The sequence below is a fragment of the Ruegeria sp. CDSB113 genome, from assembly GCF_059611045.1.
The window spans coordinates 52,907-68,657 of record NZ_JBXWOU010000010.1 but is presented as its reverse complement, the minus strand read 5'-3'; the positions used below and the strand labels follow the sequence as shown (position 1 = coordinate 68,657).

Sequence of the window (15,751 nt, the reverse complement as noted above, 5' to 3'; positions counted from 1 at the left end):
TGTCTCCGTATGCTCTTTTACGCTTAAGGACTATATAGGGCCATAATGGACAAGTACCCGGACCAAAAGCGCGCAGTTCAATATCTGTACCCGCCGATCGATCCATTCGATCAGCGGATGGTCGATGTGGGCGACGGGCACCGTATTTATATGGAGCAATGCGGCAATCCCAACGGGGTTCCGGTGGTGATTCTGCACGGTGGGCCGGGCGGTGGCTGCAGCCCCGCGATGCGGCGCTATTTTGATCCGGACGCTTACCGGGTGATTCTGTTTGATCAGCGCGGATGCGGACGGTCACGCCCGCATGCGTCGGTCACGGACAACACCACTTGGCATCTGGTGGACGATATCGAACGGCTGCGAACCCTGCTGGATATCGACGACTGGATCGTCTTTGGCGGCAGCTGGGGGGCGACGCTTGCGCTGGTCTATGCGCAATCCCACCCGGATCGGGTCAATCGACTGGTACTGCGCGGTGTGTTCCTAGCGACGCAGGCCGAGTTGGATTGGTTTTACGGCGGCGGCGCGGGCAAGTTCTGGCCCGAGCAATGGGCGAAGTTCACCGCTCTGCTATCCGACAATGAGCTGAGTGACACCATAGGCGCATTTAACAAGCGCCTGTTCTCGGGGGATCGCGCTACCGAGATCCTGTATGCCCGGGCCTGGTCCAGTTGGGAAAATGCGCTGGCGTCAATCCATTCACATGGCGCAACCGGGGAAAGCCCCGGCGAATACGCGCGCGCCTTTGCGCGGCTTGAGAATCACTATTTCATCAACCGCGCGTTCCTTGAACGCGACGGGCAGATTTTGGACCAGATGGACAGAATCGCACATATCCCCGGGCATATCGTGCAGGGGCGGTATGACATGATCTGTCCGCCTCAGGCCGCGTGGAACCTTGCCCAGCTATGGCCCAATGCCGAGCTGAAGATGGTGCGCCAAGCCGGGCATGCGCTGTCCGAACCCGGAATTAGCGCGGAATTGGTTCGCATCATGGACCGAGTGGCGGAGGGCGCATTATGACCCGCATCGACCGTCGTGCTTTGTTTGCTTCCGGTGCTGCTGCCGCTCTGCTCGCGGCGACCGGTGCGTCTTTGGCCGATACGCCCAAGGTGGGTGGTACGCTGCGCCTTGCCGTGCCGCGCGATGACAGTTTGGAGCAGGTCGCCCGCGGGGCTGTGTTTGACACCCTGACCGAGATTGCACCCGACGGCACCTTGCGCGGAGAGCTTGCGACCGGTTGGCAAACTGATTCCCAAGCCCGCATCTGGAGCTTTGATCTGCGCGAGAACGCTCGTTTTCACGATGGTGCAGTCCTTGATGTAAAGGATGTGATGGCGGTTCTGGGCGATGTCGGGCAGGTCGACGCCTTGTCAGATAATCGCGTGCGTCTGGAGTTGGCTCAGGCCAACCCGGGTCTACCCTTCCTTTTGGCCGACAGCAGGTTCGTTATCACGCGCAATGGGCAAGGTGTCACGCCTTTGCAGGCCGCGAATGGCACTGGATGCTACCGTGTTGAACGGGCGGAGGATGATCGTCATTTCCTTGGGCGCCGTGTGGCGGGCCACTACAAGGATGGATTGGCTGGCTGGGCCGAAACCCTGGAGGTTATCGTGATTCCTGACGCTCGCGTGCGTACCGAGGCGCTGCGGGACGGCTTTGTGGATATCGCGGCGCTGCCACAGGGCGAAGGGTTCAGCCCGCACCGCGGATTGCGCTTTTTCCCAAGCGAATCCGATGTGGCGCTGGCTGTAGCAGGGCATGTCGGCATGCCCCGTCAGATCGGAACGGATCGCCCCCTGGATGATGGCCGTGTTGCCGAGCGTTGGTGGTTGATTTAAGCGCCGAAATTTCGCCTGACTTCTACTTTGTGCAAAATTTTGCTATTGTACGCGCTGTATTAGCTTAATTGTTTCGAAAATGGGAGAATTCCCATGAGGGTTGAAGGCTTAAAGAATATATCAATTTCCATTTTGTCCGTAGCATTGGCGGTTGTTGCGGTGTTTGCCCTGAAGTCAGGTAAAAACGTTACCGTAAAAGTCAGCAAAAACGGGACGATAGAGCTGGATGCCCGCGAAGGGCAGTCGCTGACTCAGTTGCTGGATAAGGGTTTTGAGGCAGTTGAAGTGACGTCGGAAGACGATGCTGCGACCAAGGCACGAAAGAAGTCCGAAATGCGGGCGCTCACGCGCACATTACAGTCACATGGATACTATGCGCTGGACGATTCGGCCCTGGCACACAGGATCCGCGGTCTGGATAAAGATCATATTCTGTCCGCCCAGTTGCGGGATGTGCTTTATGATCTGGAGGGTCCCTTCAAGTTACCCGGAACCTTGCGCGGTGCCGACTCTCGGATGTGGCAAGCGATTGCCGATTTGTATGACGGGATAAAAGCCGAGCCGCATGACGACAGTCAGTTGTTTGCGACTCTTTACACAAATTTTATTGAACAGGATACCGTATTCAGCCCGTACAAGCACCAGATAACGGCCGAGGGTGTCTTGCTGCCCGACACGGATGAATCCGACAAGCCGATGGTGTTCACCTGTCCCGACAGTTTGCTGAAACAGGGGATTACCGTTCTGGTAAAACCGACGGGTGGTTCTTCCAACAACATGCGTCAGTTCACGGTACAACAGGACGCGGTTTTCCATGCCTGCTCCGCGGTGACACCCTTGGAGTTCCTGTCCGGATCAAAAGTGAAGTTGGGGTTGAATCGCGCAGCCTTCGATCTGCTCTTTCCACCACTGTTTGCGGACGCCGAGCAGTTTTATGGCAGCGGCACATTGTCGGTGATCATTTACCCGCGCAACACGCAGCCTGCGCGTTTTGCGTCATCGGCGAAATAGGAGTTTTTGATGAAGATGATTGTTGTTCTTTGCGTTCTCATCTCGCTTGTGACAGTCACTTTATCCGTCAGTGCAGCGGCACAGTACAGGCAATGTCTATTTGACGGTGAAGTCTACGAAGACGGGGATCGCGTTGGTCCTTATATCTGCATGGATGGCGAATGGGTTCTCGCAGAATGACATTGTGATATCCGATGGGGGTGTTGTGGGCTTGCAATCTCGCATGTGGGCAGCTATATGGCCGTTAACAGCGGCGTGTCGGGCTTCGGTCCGGGGCTCCACCGGAAAAGATCGACGGGCCGCGCGCCCGTTTTTTTGTGCCCGACTGACAGGGTAGAGTACCAGATGACAAATGACCTGATAGCCAAAGCAGCCATCGACCGGCGACTGGCCGAGATCATCACCCCCGTGATCGAGGATCTGGGGTATGAGCTTGTGCGTATTCGCCTGATGAGCGGCAAACAAACCACGCTGCAGATCATGGCTGACAAGCCTGATGGCGGTATCGAAGTGGATGATTGCGCCGAGATTTCGAACGCGGTCAGCGCCACGTTGGATGTCGAGGATCCGATCCTTGACGCCTATGCGCTGGAAGTGTCCAGCCCCGGCATCGACCGCCCCCTGACCCGTCTCAAGGATTTTGAGGCGTTCGAAGGGTATGAGGCCAAGATCGAAACCGCCGAACTGATCGACGGGCGCCGCCGTTTTAAGGGTGAGCTGGCCGGAATCGAAGGCGATGAGGTCCTGATCAATCTCGCCGAGGGGGACGAGACGATCACCATCGGACTGCAATTCGACTGGCTAAGCGATGCCAAGCTGGTTCTGACCGACGACCTGATCAAGGAAATGCTGCGCCAGCGCAAAGACGCCGGTGCCCTGAACGAAAACGCTTTCGACGAGATTGAGACCGAAGGGTCCGAAGAGGAGACGAACTGATGGCAATCACCTCAGCCAACCAGCTGGAGCTGCTGCAGACCGCCGAGGCCGTGGCCCGCGAAAAGATGATCGACCCCGGTCTGGTTGTCGAAGCGATGGAGGAATCGCTCGCCCGTGCCGCCAAGAGCCGTTACGGCGCCGAGATGGACATCCGCGTCAGCATCGATCGCAAGACCGGCAAAGCGACATTCACCCGCGTTCGCACTGTGGTCGAGGATGAAGAGCTGGAAAACTATCAGGCCGAGATGACCGTCGAGCAGGCCAAACAGTATATGGAAACGCCTTCGGTTGGTGACGTCTTCGTTGAAGAAGTGCCGCCAGTTGAAATGGGCCGTATCGCGGCGCAATCCGCAAAGCAGGTGATCCTGCAGAAGGTTCGCGAAGCCGAGCGCGACCGTCAGTACGAAGATTTCAAGGATCGTGCAGGCACCATCATCAACGGTGCGGTCAAGCGCGAAGAGTTTGGCAATGTCATCGTCGATCTGGGCGGTGCCGAGGCCGTTCTGCGCCGCAATGACAAGATCGGTCGCGAAAGCTATCGTCCGAATGACCGTGTGCGTGCGTATATCAAGGAAGTGCGTCGCGAAGTTCGTGGCCACCAGATCTTCCTGTCGCGCACCGCGCCGGAATTCATGGCCGAGCTGTTCAAGATGGAAGTGCCGGAAATCTATGACGGCATTATCGAGGTCAAGGCCGTGGCTCGTGACCCCGGTTCGCGCGCCAAGATCGCCGTGATTTCCTATGACGGTTCGATCGACCCCGTTGGTGCTTGCGTTGGTATGCGCGGCAGCCGCGTGCAGGCCGTTGTGAACGAGCTGCAGGGCGAAAAGATCGATATCATCCCGTGGAACGAAGATCAGCCGACCTTCCTGGTGAACGCGCTGCAGCCTGCTGAGGTTTCCAAGGTGGTTCTGGACGAAGAGGCCGGCAAGATCGAAGTTGTAGTCCCTGAGGAGCAACTGTCGCTCGCCATCGGTCGCCGCGGTCAGAACGTGCGTTTGGCTAGCCAGCTGACCAATCTGGATATCGACATCATGACCGAGGCCGAAGAATCGGCGCGTCGTCAGAAAGAATTCGAAGCCCGCACCCAGCTGTTCATGGACAGCTTGGATCTGGATGAGTTCTTTGCCCAGTTGCTGGTGTCCGAAGGCTTCACCAACCTCGAAGAGGTAGCCTATGTGGAGATCGAAGAACTGCTGGTGATCGACGGCGTTGACGAAGGCACCGCGCAAGAGCTGCAAACACGGGCGCGCGAACACCTGGAAGCACAGGCCAAGGCAGCGTTGGAAAGCGCCCGCGCGTTGGGTGTCGAAGACAGTCTTATTGAATTCGAAGGCCTGACACCCCAGATGGTTGAAGCGCTGGCAAAGGACGATGTGAAGAACCTGGAAGACTTCGCCACCTGCGCTGACTGGGAACTGGCCGGTGGTTGGACCACGGTCGACGGCCAGCGAATCAAAGATGACGGTGTTCTGGAACCTTTCGGTGTAACGCTGGAAGAGGCGCAGGATCTGGTCATGACAGCTCGGATCATGCTGGGCTGGGTCGATCCTGCTGAGTTGGAGCAGGCCGAAGAAGAAGTTACCGAAGAGGAGGCCGAGGCCTGATCTCAGGCTTCGGGTGGCGCAAATGGGTCGCGGTGGCGTCCATAAGGATCGGTCTGACGGACCTGAACGCAAGTGCATCGCCACGGGCGAGGTTCAACCTAAATATGGGTTGATCCGCTTTGTGACGGGGCCGGATGGTCAGGTCTTTCCGGATGTCGCGGCAAAACTGCCGGGACGTGGCGTCTATGTCGCGGCGGATCGCAGCGCGCTGGACAAGGCCGTGGGCAAAAAGCTGTTTGCACGTGGTTTCAAGGCGCAAGTCAGTGTGCCTAACGATCTCGCGGATGAAGTTGAGCGTCAGATTGCGCGCCGTGTGATCGAGTTGGTGAGCCTTGCGCGCAAATCCGGTGATGCGATCGCCGGTTACGAAAAGGTCAAGACGTGGCTGGACCGGGAAGAGGCCCAGGTACTGATACAAGCCTCTGATGGATCAGGGCGCGGCAAGTCGAAACTGAGCACGCCGCACTTCGGAACATACATCGGCTGGCTGACGGCGGACGAGCTGGGACAGGCATTTGGGCGCCAAACCGTGATTCATGCGGCGCTCGCCTCTGGCGGACTCGCCAAACGTGTTGTAGAGGAAGCGCAGCGCCTGCGTGGCTTGCGCGAAACGGATGACGGCGGCAGGGGCCGCGCGGAAGGGTAAGAAGCTTTATGAGCGATAATGACGGCAAAAAGACATTGGGTCTTCGTGGCGGGGCACGCCCCGGAAATGTGAAACAAAGTTTCAGCCACGGACGTACCAAGAATGTCGTGGTGGAGACCAAACGCAAGCGCGTGGTGGTTCCCAAGCCGGGTGCCGGCAAACCGGGTGGCGGAGCAACGCCCTCGGGTGATCCGTCGCGCCGCCCTGCCGGGATTTCCGATGCGGAGATGGCCCGCCGGATGAAGGCGCTGCAGGCCGCGAAGGCCCGCGAGGTCGAAGAGGCCGCCGCCCGCGAGGCAGCTGAAAAAGCGCGTGAAGAAGAACGCGCCCGTCGTCGTGCGGAGCAAGAGGCTAAGGAACGCGAACAGCGCGAGGCCGAAGAACGTGCACGTGCCAAGGCCGAAGAAGAAGATCGCAAGCGCAAAGAGGCTGAAATAGCGGCCCAACGCGCTGCCGCTCCGGCTGCACCGGCAGAGCCCAAGGCGGCTGCTCCGCGCAGCCCGGCCAACAAGCCAGCACCGGCTGCAACGCCGCGGAAAAACGATCGCGAGCGTGAACAGCGCGGAAATCGTGGCAAAAGCCGTGATGATAACCGCCGGTCCGGCAAGCTGACACTGGGTCAGGCAACGGGCGGCGAAGGTAATCGTCACCGCTCTATGGCGGCGATGAAGCGCAAGCAGGAGCGGGCGCGCCAGAAAGCCATGGGTGGTACGGTCGAGCGCGAAAAGGTAATCCGCGACGTACAGTTGCCCGAGGCGATCACGGTGTCAGAGCTGGCCAACCGTATGGCCGAGCGTGTGGCAGACGTTGTCAAATCGCTGATGAACATGGGCATGATGGTCACGCAGAACCAGACCATTGATGCCGATACCGCCGAGCTGATCATCGAAGAATTCGGTCACAAAGTGACCCGTGTCTCTGATTCGGATGTCGAGGACGTCATCAAAGAGGTCGAAGACGACGACAAAGATCTGAAATCGCGTCCGCCGGTCATCACCATCATGGGTCACGTTGACCACGGCAAAACCTCGCTGCTGGATGCGATCCGCGATGCGCGGGTTGTGGCAGGCGAAGCGGGTGGCATCACCCAGCACATCGGTGCCTATCAGGTGACAACCGATAGCGGCACCACGCTGTCTTTCCTGGATACGCCGGGCCACGCGGCCTTTACTTCGATGCGCTCGCGCGGTGCTCAGGTCACGGATATCGTGGTTCTGGTTGTTGCCGCTGATGACGCGGTGATGCCGCAGACGGTCGAAGCGATCAACCACGCGAAAGCGGCCGGAGTGCCGATGATCGTGGCGATCAACAAGGTCGACAAGCCGGGCGCGAATCCGGACAAGGTGCGCACCGATCTGCTGCAGCACGAAGTCATCGTCGAGAAAATGTCGGGTGAAGTTCAGGACGTCGAAGTCTCTGCCATCACCGGTCAGGGCTTGGACGAGTTGCTGGAAGCCATCGCGCTGCAATCCGAGATTCTGGAGCTGAAAGCCAACCCGAATCGCGCCGCCCAAGGTGCCGTGATCGAGGCGCAGCTGGACGTGGGTCGCGGCCCGGTCGCCACTGTTCTGGTTCAGAACGGCACGCTGCGTCAGGGCGACATCTTCGTCGTGGGTGAGCAATACGGTAAAGTCCGTGCGCTGATCAACGACAAGGGTGAACGCGTCAAGGAAGCTGGCCCCTCGGTTCCTGTCGAGGTTCTGGGTCTGAACGGCACGCCCGAAGCTGGCGACGTTCTGAACGTGACCGAGACCGAAGCGCAGGCCCGCGAGATCGCAGAATACCGCGAACAGGCCGCCAAGGACAAACGCGCTGCCGCTGGCGCCGCAACGACCCTTGAGCAGCTGATGCAGAAGGCCAAGGAAGACGAGAACGTCAACGAACTGCCAATTCTGATGAAAGCAGACGTTCAGGGCTCGGCTGAAGCCATCGTTCAGGCGATGGAGAAGATCGGCAACGACGAGGTGCGCGTTCGCGTGCTGCACTCGGGCGTTGGTGCGATTACCGAAACCGATGTCGGTCTGGCCGAAGCATCCGGTGCGCCGATCCTGGGCTTCAACGTGCGTGCCAATGCGTCGGCGCGGAACACGGCGAACCAGAAGGGCGTGGAAATCCGCTACTACTCGGTGATCTACGACCTGGTCGATGACGTGAAAGCCGCCGCATCGGGCTTGCTGAGCGCCGAGATCCGCGAAAAATTCATCGGTTACGCCGAGATCCGCGAAGTCTTCAAGGTTACAGGCGTCGGCAAAGTTGCTGGCTGTCTGGTCACCGAAGGCGTGGCGCGTCGTTCCGCAGGTGTCCGCCTGCTGCGCGACAACGTGGTGATCCACGAAGGCACGCTGAAGACGCTGAAACGCTTCAAGGACGAAGTGGCCGAGGTCCAGTCGGGTCAGGAATGCGGCATGGCGTTCGAGAACTACGATGATATCCGTGCAGGCGACGTGATCGAAATCTTCGAACGCGAAGAGGTCACCCGGACGCTGGACTGATCCGGTAGTACAGTAAAACAGAAAACAGCGGCTCACTCGGGCCGCTGTTTTGTTTTTGTGAATGGTTACGAGCCTTCGATTGTACGTATGAGATTTTCTGAATCCACTCAGTACGGTGCGTTTTACAATCCTGTCCTAATTATGAGATGAGTCTGACTTCAAAGTCGGCCGTGCGGACTTAGCCGTCATTGGGCAAGATCTGGATTTTCGAGTTGACCAGCTTGAAAAGCATGATCACAACCGAGGCATCCGGTTTAGGAGCCAAAATGTCATTCTTCCGTAATTTCATCTGCCTGTTCCTTTTTGCGACACAAGCTTACGGTCAAGACTTTTCCGAATTCGAAATGCCAACGGACCGATATATTCGTGAAAACGCTGACCTTCTAACATTAAGCTATTGGCCCGAGGGAATAGCCTTTGAAGCAGTCGGAGAGGTGCCACTTGATCTAGGCTTTCATTCGACATCTTTGTTGCAAGTAATGTCCGGGCATGCCGAAGCCGATCTTACCGTTGTGGGGGAGCCCAAAAGATGGTTTTCACCAAAGGAAACCGTTGGGCAGGACGCGAACTATGTAATCGTTTTTGGCCGATTGAAGGGCGTGGAGGCCAGAAATGCCACCGTAGTTTACATTGGGCGAGATATTGATCTTAACGTCAAAAACGCGCGCCCCGAAGTCAGAAAGCTACTTGCGGCAGGCTTGCCGATCCAAGGTCCCGGTTGCTTCGCGGCATGGAAAGCCAGCGACAACAACGAGGTCTATGCCTTCGTGCTTGTCGTGGACACGGAAATTTCTGTGACACAACAGAAAGCGTGCATAGATTGGATGGTCCCATCTTCCCTTGGAGTGCTACCGGTTTTTTCGTCGTTGGATTTGTCGGAAAGCATCGGCAAGCAAACAAGCAACGACGAATTGTTTACTGACAAAAGCGAGCTGACTTTCCTGCTGCGCGCCTCTGCTTACTGTAGAAACACCTTAGAAGACTATTCGCTGCAATGCCCGGCAAACGTTCTAGGCGCGATGTATAGACATCATGAAAGCCTTTTGGAGAGCGCCGAAAAAGCGAATTAGTGTAAGTTCCGCGATCTGGAATCTGTATTATTAAGCGTCACTTTGGGCTCGAACCGGGCGTTCGAACCTTGGCCACAAAGGTAAGGTTGTAATGGTCGTGTTAATTTCCGGGGAAAATACCAAATCAGTTGATTTTCAATGCCTTTGACTACCGATTTGCCGGCAAAAACGTCCCTCGATGCATGATGATATCGAAGTGCTGCATGCCCTTTAGCAAATCGAAACTGACCGAATGCCCGCCTTTGCGCAGGGCTTCCGCATAATCACGGCTTTGGCGGATGAATTCCGGCGTGTCCCGTTCTGCCACTGTCACGTGATAGCGTGGACCGGGGGGGGGCAGGTGCAGGATCGGGGACAGATCATGTACCTCGACCGGGGTCAGCTGCAGCGGGTCATTCACCGAGGTCAGGCTGATCGGTTCCAGATCATAGACGCCGCTGATCAGAATAACATCGCGCATGCGCAAACCCGCGCGGGCCAACGCATCCGCCGAGGTCGCCATGACCATGGCCACCAGATGCGCGCCAGCACTGTGTCCCGAAAGGGTGATCCGCGATGGATCAAAGCCCAAATTGAACGCGTTTTCGGCCAGCCAAAGCAAGGCGTCGTGGCATTCGTTGACCATCTGATCCAGCCGCGCATCCGGGGCCAACGTGTAATTCAACGTGGCAAAGGATTGCTCGGCCTCAATCAGTGCGGGGGCCATCATCGCCGATTCGCGCTGGCTGAGCGCTTGCCAATATCCGCCGTGAACAAAGACGTGCAGCGGCGCGCCTGCTCCTTTCGCGGGAAAGAAATCCAGCACTTGCGCCGGCGAATCGCCATAGGCAAGGTTTTCCCGCACCTCCATCCTTGCCCGGTGCTGGGCGCTGAGTGCGGTGTAGCTGTCCAGATAAGGTGTCAGATCGCCACCGATCATCGAACTTGGGGAGTATTCACGCTCCAGCTCATCCTGTGAGAACCCTCGATACAGCATCGCCTACTCCTGCCCCGCATACATCAATTCGGTGCGCACATCGTAGAGGTCGTGGAAGAAGCGTAAATCCAGGGCCTTGCGCAGAAAGGACACGCCGCTGGATCCACCCGTACCAGGTTGGTTGCCGATGACACGTTCCACAGCCGTCACATGGTCAAAACGCCAGCGTTGGAACAGGGATTCGACGTCCATCAGCTTTTCGGCTAGCGCGTATAGGTCCCAATACTGGTCCGTATCGCGGAAAACCTGCCCCCATATCTTCACCACGCGGTTGTCGCCGGAATAAGGCTGCGCATAGTCCCGGTTCAACAAATCATCCGGCACATCGAAACCCTGGCGGGACAACATATGCAGCACTTCGTCATACAAGGACGGTTTCGTCAGTGCGGCGTCTAGCATCGCCATCACTTCGGGATCATGTGCGTGAACCTTCAGGGTCGAGGCATCCTTGTTGCCCAAAATGAACTCAATCTGACGATAGCCGTAGCTTTGGAAACCCGAAGAGCTGCCCAACGCCTCGCGAAAGGTCATGTAGTCGGCTGGCGTCATGGTCAGCAGCGTTTCCCAAGCCGAGATCAGTTGCCGCTGAATCGCCTTGACCCGGTCGAGGTTCTTCATCGCGGGGCCGAATTCATCCTGTTGCAGGAACCGGCGCACCTCGACCAGTTGGTGGTGCATCAGCTTTAGCCACAGCTCGCTTACCTGATGGATGATGATGAACAGCATTTCATCCGGCTGCGCAGGGTCCTGAAACGTTTTTTGCAAGTTCAACAAGGTCTTGAGCTGCAGGAAGTCGCCATAACTCTTGCGATGGGTTTCCGCGAAATCGGTGACCAGAGTGTCCTCGATTCCGCGTTCCAGATACCGGTCCTTGTCGCCCATGTGCTCCTCCAAACGCGCGAGTTCATCCCTGTTTAGGGTCTGATCCCGCGCAATTCCAGAGCGTTAAGTCCAGTCCAGAACAACTTTGCCGGACTGACCTGATTTCATCGCGTCAAAACCTGCGGCGAAATCGTCGACTTTCATCTGGTGCGTAATGACCCGGCTGACGTCCAGACCGTTCTGCAACATGGCAATCATCTTGTACCATGTTTCGAACATTTCACGCCCATAAACACCTTTGATGGTGATGGCCTTGAAGACGATGCGGCTCCAATCCACCGGGGATTTTCCGGGGGGAATACCCAGCAAGGCGATTTTACCGCCCATCACCAACGCCTCGACCATCTGGTCCAGTGCAGCTTGCGAACCGGACATCTCCAAGCCAACGTCAAACCCCTGCTGCATACCAAGCTCGGTTATGACGTCTTGCAGGTCTTCCTTGCTGACATCCACGGACCGCACGGTGGGCACGACGTGTTCAGCCAGCTTTAGACGATCCGGGTTGATATCGGTGATCACCACATGCCGCGCGCCGGCATGCCGGGCGACAGCGGCTGCCATGATGCCGATAGGGCCTGCGCCCGTGATCAGAACGTCTTCGCCCAACAGGTCGAAGCTGAGCGCGGTATGAACGGCGTTGCCCAGCGGGTCGAGGATGGCACCGATCTCATCCGGAACATCCTCGGGCAAGGGCACCACGTTGAAGGCAGGAAGTTTCAGGTATTGGGCAAAGGCCCCCTGTTCATTTACACCAATGCCCCGTGTGCCGGGGTCCAGGTGGAACTTGCCCGCGCGGCTCTGTCGGCTGTCGGTTGTGATCAGATGACCTTCGCCAGAACAGCGCTGGCCGATTTCCAGACCGGTGACATTTCGCCCGATTTCGACGATCTCACCCGCGAATTCGTGGCCCGTGATCATCGGGATCGGCACGGTGGCCGCAGCCCAGTCATCCCAGTTCCAGATATGAATATCCGTCCCGCAGATGCCGGTCTTGTTGATGCGGATCAGAACCTCGTCCGCGTCGATTTCGGGCACAGGGGCCTGCACCATCCACAGGCCTTCCTCGGGTTTGGATTTCTCCAAAGCTTTCATTGTGTTGGGGCGCATCAGATGACTCCCAATTCTTTGCCGACCTTGCCAAAGGCGGTCAGCGCACGGTCCAATTCGTCCTTTGTTAGAGCCGCATTCATCTGTGTTCTGATCCGTGCCTGACCACGTGGGACCACAGGGAAGAAAAAGCCCGAGACATAGACGCCTTCGTCGAATAGGCGCGACGCCATATCTTGCGCCAGTTGCGCCTCGCCCAACATGACTGGGATGATCGGGTGTTCGCCGGGCAGGAGGTCAAAGCCCAGATTTTCCAACCCTGCACGCCAGTATTTCGCGTTGCCGAACAGTTGCGCGCGCAGCATGTCGCCCTCTTCGACCAGTCGGATTGCTTCCAGTCCGGCGGCGACGATGGAGGGTGGCAGCGAGTTTGAGAACAGATAAGGCCGCGCCCGCTGCCGCAGCAGGTCGATCACTGGCTGCGGCCCGGCGATGTAACCGCCGATAGCCCCCCCAAGTGCCTTGCCCAAGGTTCCCGTCAGAATGTCCACGTCGACACCGAAGTGATCCGGCGTGCCCACCCCGTTTGGCCCCATGAAGCCGGTGGCGTGGCAGTCATCCACCATGACGATGGCATCGTATTTGTCCGCCAGCTCGCAAATTTTTGGCAGGTTGGCCAGATAGCCATCCATTGAGAACACGCCATCGGTCGCGATCATGATATGTCGCGCGCCATCCTCGCGCGCCTGTTTCAACCAAGCTTCAAGATCGTTCATGTCATTGTTCATGTACCGATAGCGCTTCGCCTTGCACAACCGCACACCGTCGATGATTGAGGCGTGGTTCAAACTGTCCGAGATGATGGCGTCTTCAGGCCCTAACAAAGGCTCAAACAGGCCGCCATTGGCATCGAAACAAGCGGCAAACAGGATCGAATCGTCCTTGTTCAGGAACTTGGCCAGCTTCTGTTCCAACTCACGGTGAATGTCCTGCGTACCGCAGATGAAGCGGACCGAAGCCATGCCGAACCCCTTGGGTTCCATCGCGCCTTTGGCGGCCTCGATCAAAGCAGGATGATCGGCCAGACCTAGATAATTGTTGGCGCACAGGTTGATGACCTTCCGGTCGCCCACCGTAATCTCACCGCCCTGAGGCGAGGTGATCATTCGTTCGCGCTTATAAAGACCCTCAGATTCGATCTGCGCGAGGGTGTCCGTAATATGGGACAAGAATGCATCTGCCATGGCGGTCTCCGTTTATCTGAGTCGCATATCTAACATAGCGGACATAATTCCCAAATAGGGGAATTACAATATACGGGAAAAATTTCCGTGAATACGGATTTTGCAGGTGTCAGGCGTTTTTAACGATCAGGAAGACCCGCGCTGCCCCGTTAGCAACAATCGAATGCACGATATCCGCCGCATAGCGTGCGGTATCACCCTTCTGCAGATCACTGACAGCCGTACCGGAGGTCACACGAACGGCACCTTCCAGCACGGTCAACTGTTCTCTGGCTCCACGGGCGTGGGGCTGGCTGTTTAGTGCGCCGTCTTTGTCAAACTCAATATCGTAGACCTCGTGACCACCTGCTTCCTCGGGCGGTGAAAGAATGCGAATCCGACAGTTTTGGCCCATGTTGTCGATGCTGGGCACCTCGGATTTCCTGAGGACTTCGATCTGGTTCGCGCTGTTCGCTTCCTCCAGAAGACCCGCGAAATCCACCTGTAATGCGCGGGTCAGGTTCCACAAGGTCGAGATCGTCGGGCTGCTTTCGCCGCGCTCGATCTGGCTGACCATGGATCGGGAGACGCCGCTGAGGTTTGCCACGGCTTCAAGCGACAAGCCCTTGGCACGGCGGGCCTCTTTCAGGCGTGCGGGCAGGCGTGTCAGGATATCATCTGGGTTTTCCGTCATGACGGAATCTCATGCGCGTTTGTCCGTCATATGTCAATTCTGCTTGTGACGGTACGTTCCATAGGACAGCCTGATGCCGCAGATGCATAGTTCCGTCAAATTCCGGAGGAGTAGAGACATGAAAGACATCGTGATTCTTGATGGTGCCCGCACGGCGATCGGCACCTTTGGCGGGGCGCTGGCCTCAACCGCGCCGATTGATCTTGCGACCGTGGTGACGGAAGCGGCAATGGAACGTTCAGGGGTCGAGCCGACCCAGATCGGCAGCGTTGTTTTTGGTCATGTTATCAACACCGAGCCACGCGATATGTACCTGTCGCGCGCCGCTGCAAAACAAGCGGGCATTCCGAACGAAACACCTGCGATGAATGTGAACCGCCTGTGCGGGTCGGGAGCGCAGGCGATTGTGTCCGCTGTACAGTCTCTGATGTTGGGTGATGCAGAATTTGCCGTGGCCGGAGGTGCCGAAAGCATGTCGCGCAGCCCCTACATCGTTCCTCAGGCGCGCTGGGGTGCGAAGATGGGGGATGTTAAATCGCTCGATATGATGCTGGGTGCCCTGAATTGTCCCTTTGGCACCGGTCATATGGGTGTGACAGCCGAGAACGTGGCGGATGAACATCAGATCACGCGTGAGCAAATGGACGAATTTGCCCTTGCCAGCCAGGTGCGGGCTGCTGCTGCGATTGGGGCTGGCTATTTTGAAAGCCAGATCGCGCCGGTGCAGGTCAAAGTCAAACGTGACATGGTCGACTTCACGGTTGACGAACACCCCAAGCAGACCTCGGCCGAAGCGCTGGCAGGACTGCGTCCGGCGTTCAAGAAGGACGGCCGGGTGACGGCTGGGAACGCGTCCGGCATCAATGACGGTGCCGCCGCGATGGTTCTGGCTACGGCAGAGGCTGCTGAGAAAGCAGGTCTGAAACCCAAGGCGCGCATTCTGGGATATGGCCACGCCGGTGTTCGCCCCGAGGTCATGGGGATCGGACCGGTTCCGGCCGTGCAGAACCTGTTGGCGCGCACGGGCCTGTCGATCGAGGATTTTGACGTGATCGAAAGCAACGAAGCCTTCGCGTCGCAAGCCTTGGCCGTAAACAAAGAACTGGGGCTGGATGCCGCCAAGGTGAATCCAAACGGGGGGGCAATTGCCTTGGGGCACCCGGTGGGCGCTACAGGCGCGATCATTACCCTTAAGGCGTTGTATGAACTGGAACGCATCGGCGGATCCAAGGGCCTGGTCACCATGTGCATTGGTGGCGGACAGGGCATCGCCATTGCCTTCGAGCGGATCTGATCCGGATCGGGCAGAGGGGGGCTGCCTGCCCC

At 57.7% G+C, this 15,751-nt stretch carries 15 protein-coding genes; 10 read left to right on the top strand and 5 right to left on the bottom strand.

All coding sequences use genetic code 11. The features are described from left to right. Positions 1-45: 45 nt before the first annotated feature. The 9 genes from pip to AC2FIS_RS16640 all read left to right on the top strand — a co-directional run bounded on the left by pip (position 46) and on the right by AC2FIS_RS16640 (position 9,603). Complete coding sequence (pip, locus tag AC2FIS_RS16680) at positions 46-1,023, top strand: prolyl aminopeptidase (protein ID WP_496774470.1); 978 nt, start codon at positions 46-48, stop codon at positions 1,021-1,023. After that, complete coding sequence (locus tag AC2FIS_RS16675) at positions 1,020-1,841, top strand: ABC transporter substrate-binding protein (protein ID WP_496774469.1); 822 nt, start codon at positions 1,020-1,022, stop codon at positions 1,839-1,841. Before pip ends, AC2FIS_RS16675 begins: the two co-directional genes overlap by 4 nt. Before the next feature lie 93 nt (positions 1,842-1,934). Then, the gene (locus AC2FIS_RS16670; protein ID WP_496774468.1) at positions 1,935-2,852 is read left to right on the top strand and encodes a hypothetical protein; all 918 of its coding nucleotides are present in this window, start codon (positions 1,935-1,937) and stop codon (positions 2,850-2,852) included. A 9-nt stretch (positions 2,853-2,861) separates the two neighbouring features. Then, positions 2,862-3,032 (top strand): hypothetical protein, encoded by a 171-nt coding sequence (locus AC2FIS_RS16665; protein ID WP_496774467.1) that lies wholly within the window; start codon positions 2,862-2,864, stop codon positions 3,030-3,032. Between the two features lie 165 nt (positions 3,033-3,197). Then, positions 3,198-3,788: a ribosome maturation factor RimP gene (rimP, locus tag AC2FIS_RS16660; protein ID WP_058276577.1), complete on the top strand. Its 591-nt coding sequence runs from the start codon at positions 3,198-3,200 to the stop codon at positions 3,786-3,788. After that, entirely contained in the window at positions 3,788-5,395 is a 1,608-nt protein-coding gene (nusA, locus tag AC2FIS_RS16655; RefSeq protein ID WP_496723469.1) for a transcription termination factor NusA, read from the top strand. The genes rimP and nusA overlap by 1 nt, the downstream gene beginning before the upstream one ends. A gap of 22 nt (positions 5,396-5,417) precedes the next feature. Then, the gene (locus tag AC2FIS_RS16650; protein ID WP_496774465.1) at positions 5,418-6,041 is read left to right on the top strand and encodes an RNA-binding protein; all 624 of its coding nucleotides are present in this window, start codon (positions 5,418-5,420) and stop codon (positions 6,039-6,041) included. A gap of 8 nt (positions 6,042-6,049) precedes the next feature. Further along, a complete protein-coding gene (infB, locus tag AC2FIS_RS16645) occupies positions 6,050-8,533 on the top strand; it encodes a translation initiation factor IF-2 (protein WP_496774464.1) in 2,484 nt (827 codons plus the stop codon). 230 nt (positions 8,534-8,763) lie between these two features. Continuing rightward, positions 8,764-9,603 carry a hypothetical protein gene (locus AC2FIS_RS16640; RefSeq protein ID WP_496774463.1) on the top strand — a complete coding sequence of 280 codons (840 nt, stop codon included), beginning with the start codon at positions 8,764-8,766 and terminating at the stop codon, positions 9,601-9,603. Positions 9,604-9,751: 148 nt separating this feature from the next. Here AC2FIS_RS16640 and AC2FIS_RS16635 read toward each other — a convergent pair whose 3' ends face one another. The 5 genes from AC2FIS_RS16635 to AC2FIS_RS16615 form a co-directional block, all read right to left on the bottom strand. Continuing rightward, a complete protein-coding gene (locus tag AC2FIS_RS16635) occupies positions 9,752-10,579 on the bottom strand; it encodes an alpha/beta hydrolase (protein WP_496774462.1) in 828 nt (275 codons plus the stop codon). A 3-nt stretch (positions 10,580-10,582) separates the two neighbouring features. After that, complete coding sequence (locus tag AC2FIS_RS16630) at positions 10,583-11,461, bottom strand: tryptophan 2,3-dioxygenase (RefSeq protein ID WP_496774461.1); 879 nt, start codon at positions 11,459-11,461, stop codon at positions 10,583-10,585. 63 nt (positions 11,462-11,524) lie between these two features. Further along, complete coding sequence (gene tdh / locus AC2FIS_RS16625) at positions 11,525-12,553, bottom strand: L-threonine 3-dehydrogenase (RefSeq protein ID WP_496724273.1); 1,029 nt, start codon at positions 12,551-12,553, stop codon at positions 11,525-11,527. 14 nt (positions 12,554-12,567) lie between these two features. After that, positions 12,568-13,752, bottom strand: coding sequence for a glycine C-acetyltransferase (locus AC2FIS_RS16620; protein WP_496774460.1), 1,185 nt, complete (start codon positions 13,750-13,752; stop codon positions 12,568-12,570). A gap of 109 nt (positions 13,753-13,861) precedes the next feature. Further along, a complete protein-coding gene (locus tag AC2FIS_RS16615) occupies positions 13,862-14,425 on the bottom strand; it encodes a helix-turn-helix domain-containing protein (protein ID WP_496774459.1) in 564 nt (187 codons plus the stop codon). A 118-nt stretch (positions 14,426-14,543) separates the two neighbouring features. On the opposite strand from AC2FIS_RS16615, the gene AC2FIS_RS16610 reads away from it, so the two are divergent. Then, positions 14,544-15,719 carry an acetyl-CoA C-acyltransferase family protein gene (locus AC2FIS_RS16610; protein WP_496774458.1) on the top strand — a complete coding sequence of 392 codons (1,176 nt, stop codon included), beginning with the start codon at positions 14,544-14,546 and terminating at the stop codon, positions 15,717-15,719. The last annotated feature ends 32 nt before the right edge of the window (positions 15,720-15,751 follow it).

Coding starts and splice junctions, on each gene's coding strand:
- pip (WP_496774470.1), top strand. CDS start 46: ATGGACAAGTACCCGGACCAAAAGCGCGCAGTTCAATATCTGTACCCG.
- AC2FIS_RS16675 (WP_496774469.1), top strand. CDS start 1,020: ATGACCCGCATCGACCGTCGTGCTTTGTTTGCTTCCGGTGCTGCTGCC.
- AC2FIS_RS16670 (WP_496774468.1), top strand. CDS start 1,935: ATGAGGGTTGAAGGCTTAAAGAATATATCAATTTCCATTTTGTCCGTA.
- AC2FIS_RS16665 (WP_496774467.1), top strand. CDS start 2,862: ATGAAGATGATTGTTGTTCTTTGCGTTCTCATCTCGCTTGTGACAGTC.
- rimP (WP_058276577.1), top strand. CDS start 3,198: ATGACAAATGACCTGATAGCCAAAGCAGCCATCGACCGGCGACTGGCC.
- nusA (WP_496723469.1), top strand. CDS start 3,788: ATGGCAATCACCTCAGCCAACCAGCTGGAGCTGCTGCAGACCGCCGAG.
- AC2FIS_RS16650 (WP_496774465.1), top strand. CDS start 5,418: ATGGGTCGCGGTGGCGTCCATAAGGATCGGTCTGACGGACCTGAACGC.
- infB (WP_496774464.1), top strand. CDS start 6,050: ATGAGCGATAATGACGGCAAAAAGACATTGGGTCTTCGTGGCGGGGCA.
- AC2FIS_RS16640 (WP_496774463.1), top strand. CDS start 8,764: ATGATCACAACCGAGGCATCCGGTTTAGGAGCCAAAATGTCATTCTTC.
- AC2FIS_RS16635 (WP_496774462.1), bottom strand. CDS start 10,579: ATGCTGTATCGAGGGTTCTCACAGGATGAGCTGGAGCGTGAATACTCC.
- AC2FIS_RS16630 (WP_496774461.1), bottom strand. CDS start 11,461: ATGGGCGACAAGGACCGGTATCTGGAACGCGGAATCGAGGACACTCTG.
- tdh (WP_496724273.1), bottom strand. CDS start 12,553: ATGAAAGCTTTGGAGAAATCCAAACCCGAGGAAGGCCTGTGGATGGTG.
- AC2FIS_RS16620 (WP_496774460.1), bottom strand. CDS start 13,752: ATGGCAGATGCATTCTTGTCCCATATTACGGACACCCTCGCGCAGATC.
- AC2FIS_RS16615 (WP_496774459.1), bottom strand. CDS start 14,425: ATGACGGAAAACCCAGATGATATCCTGACACGCCTGCCCGCACGCCTG.
- AC2FIS_RS16610 (WP_496774458.1), top strand. CDS start 14,544: ATGAAAGACATCGTGATTCTTGATGGTGCCCGCACGGCGATCGGCACC.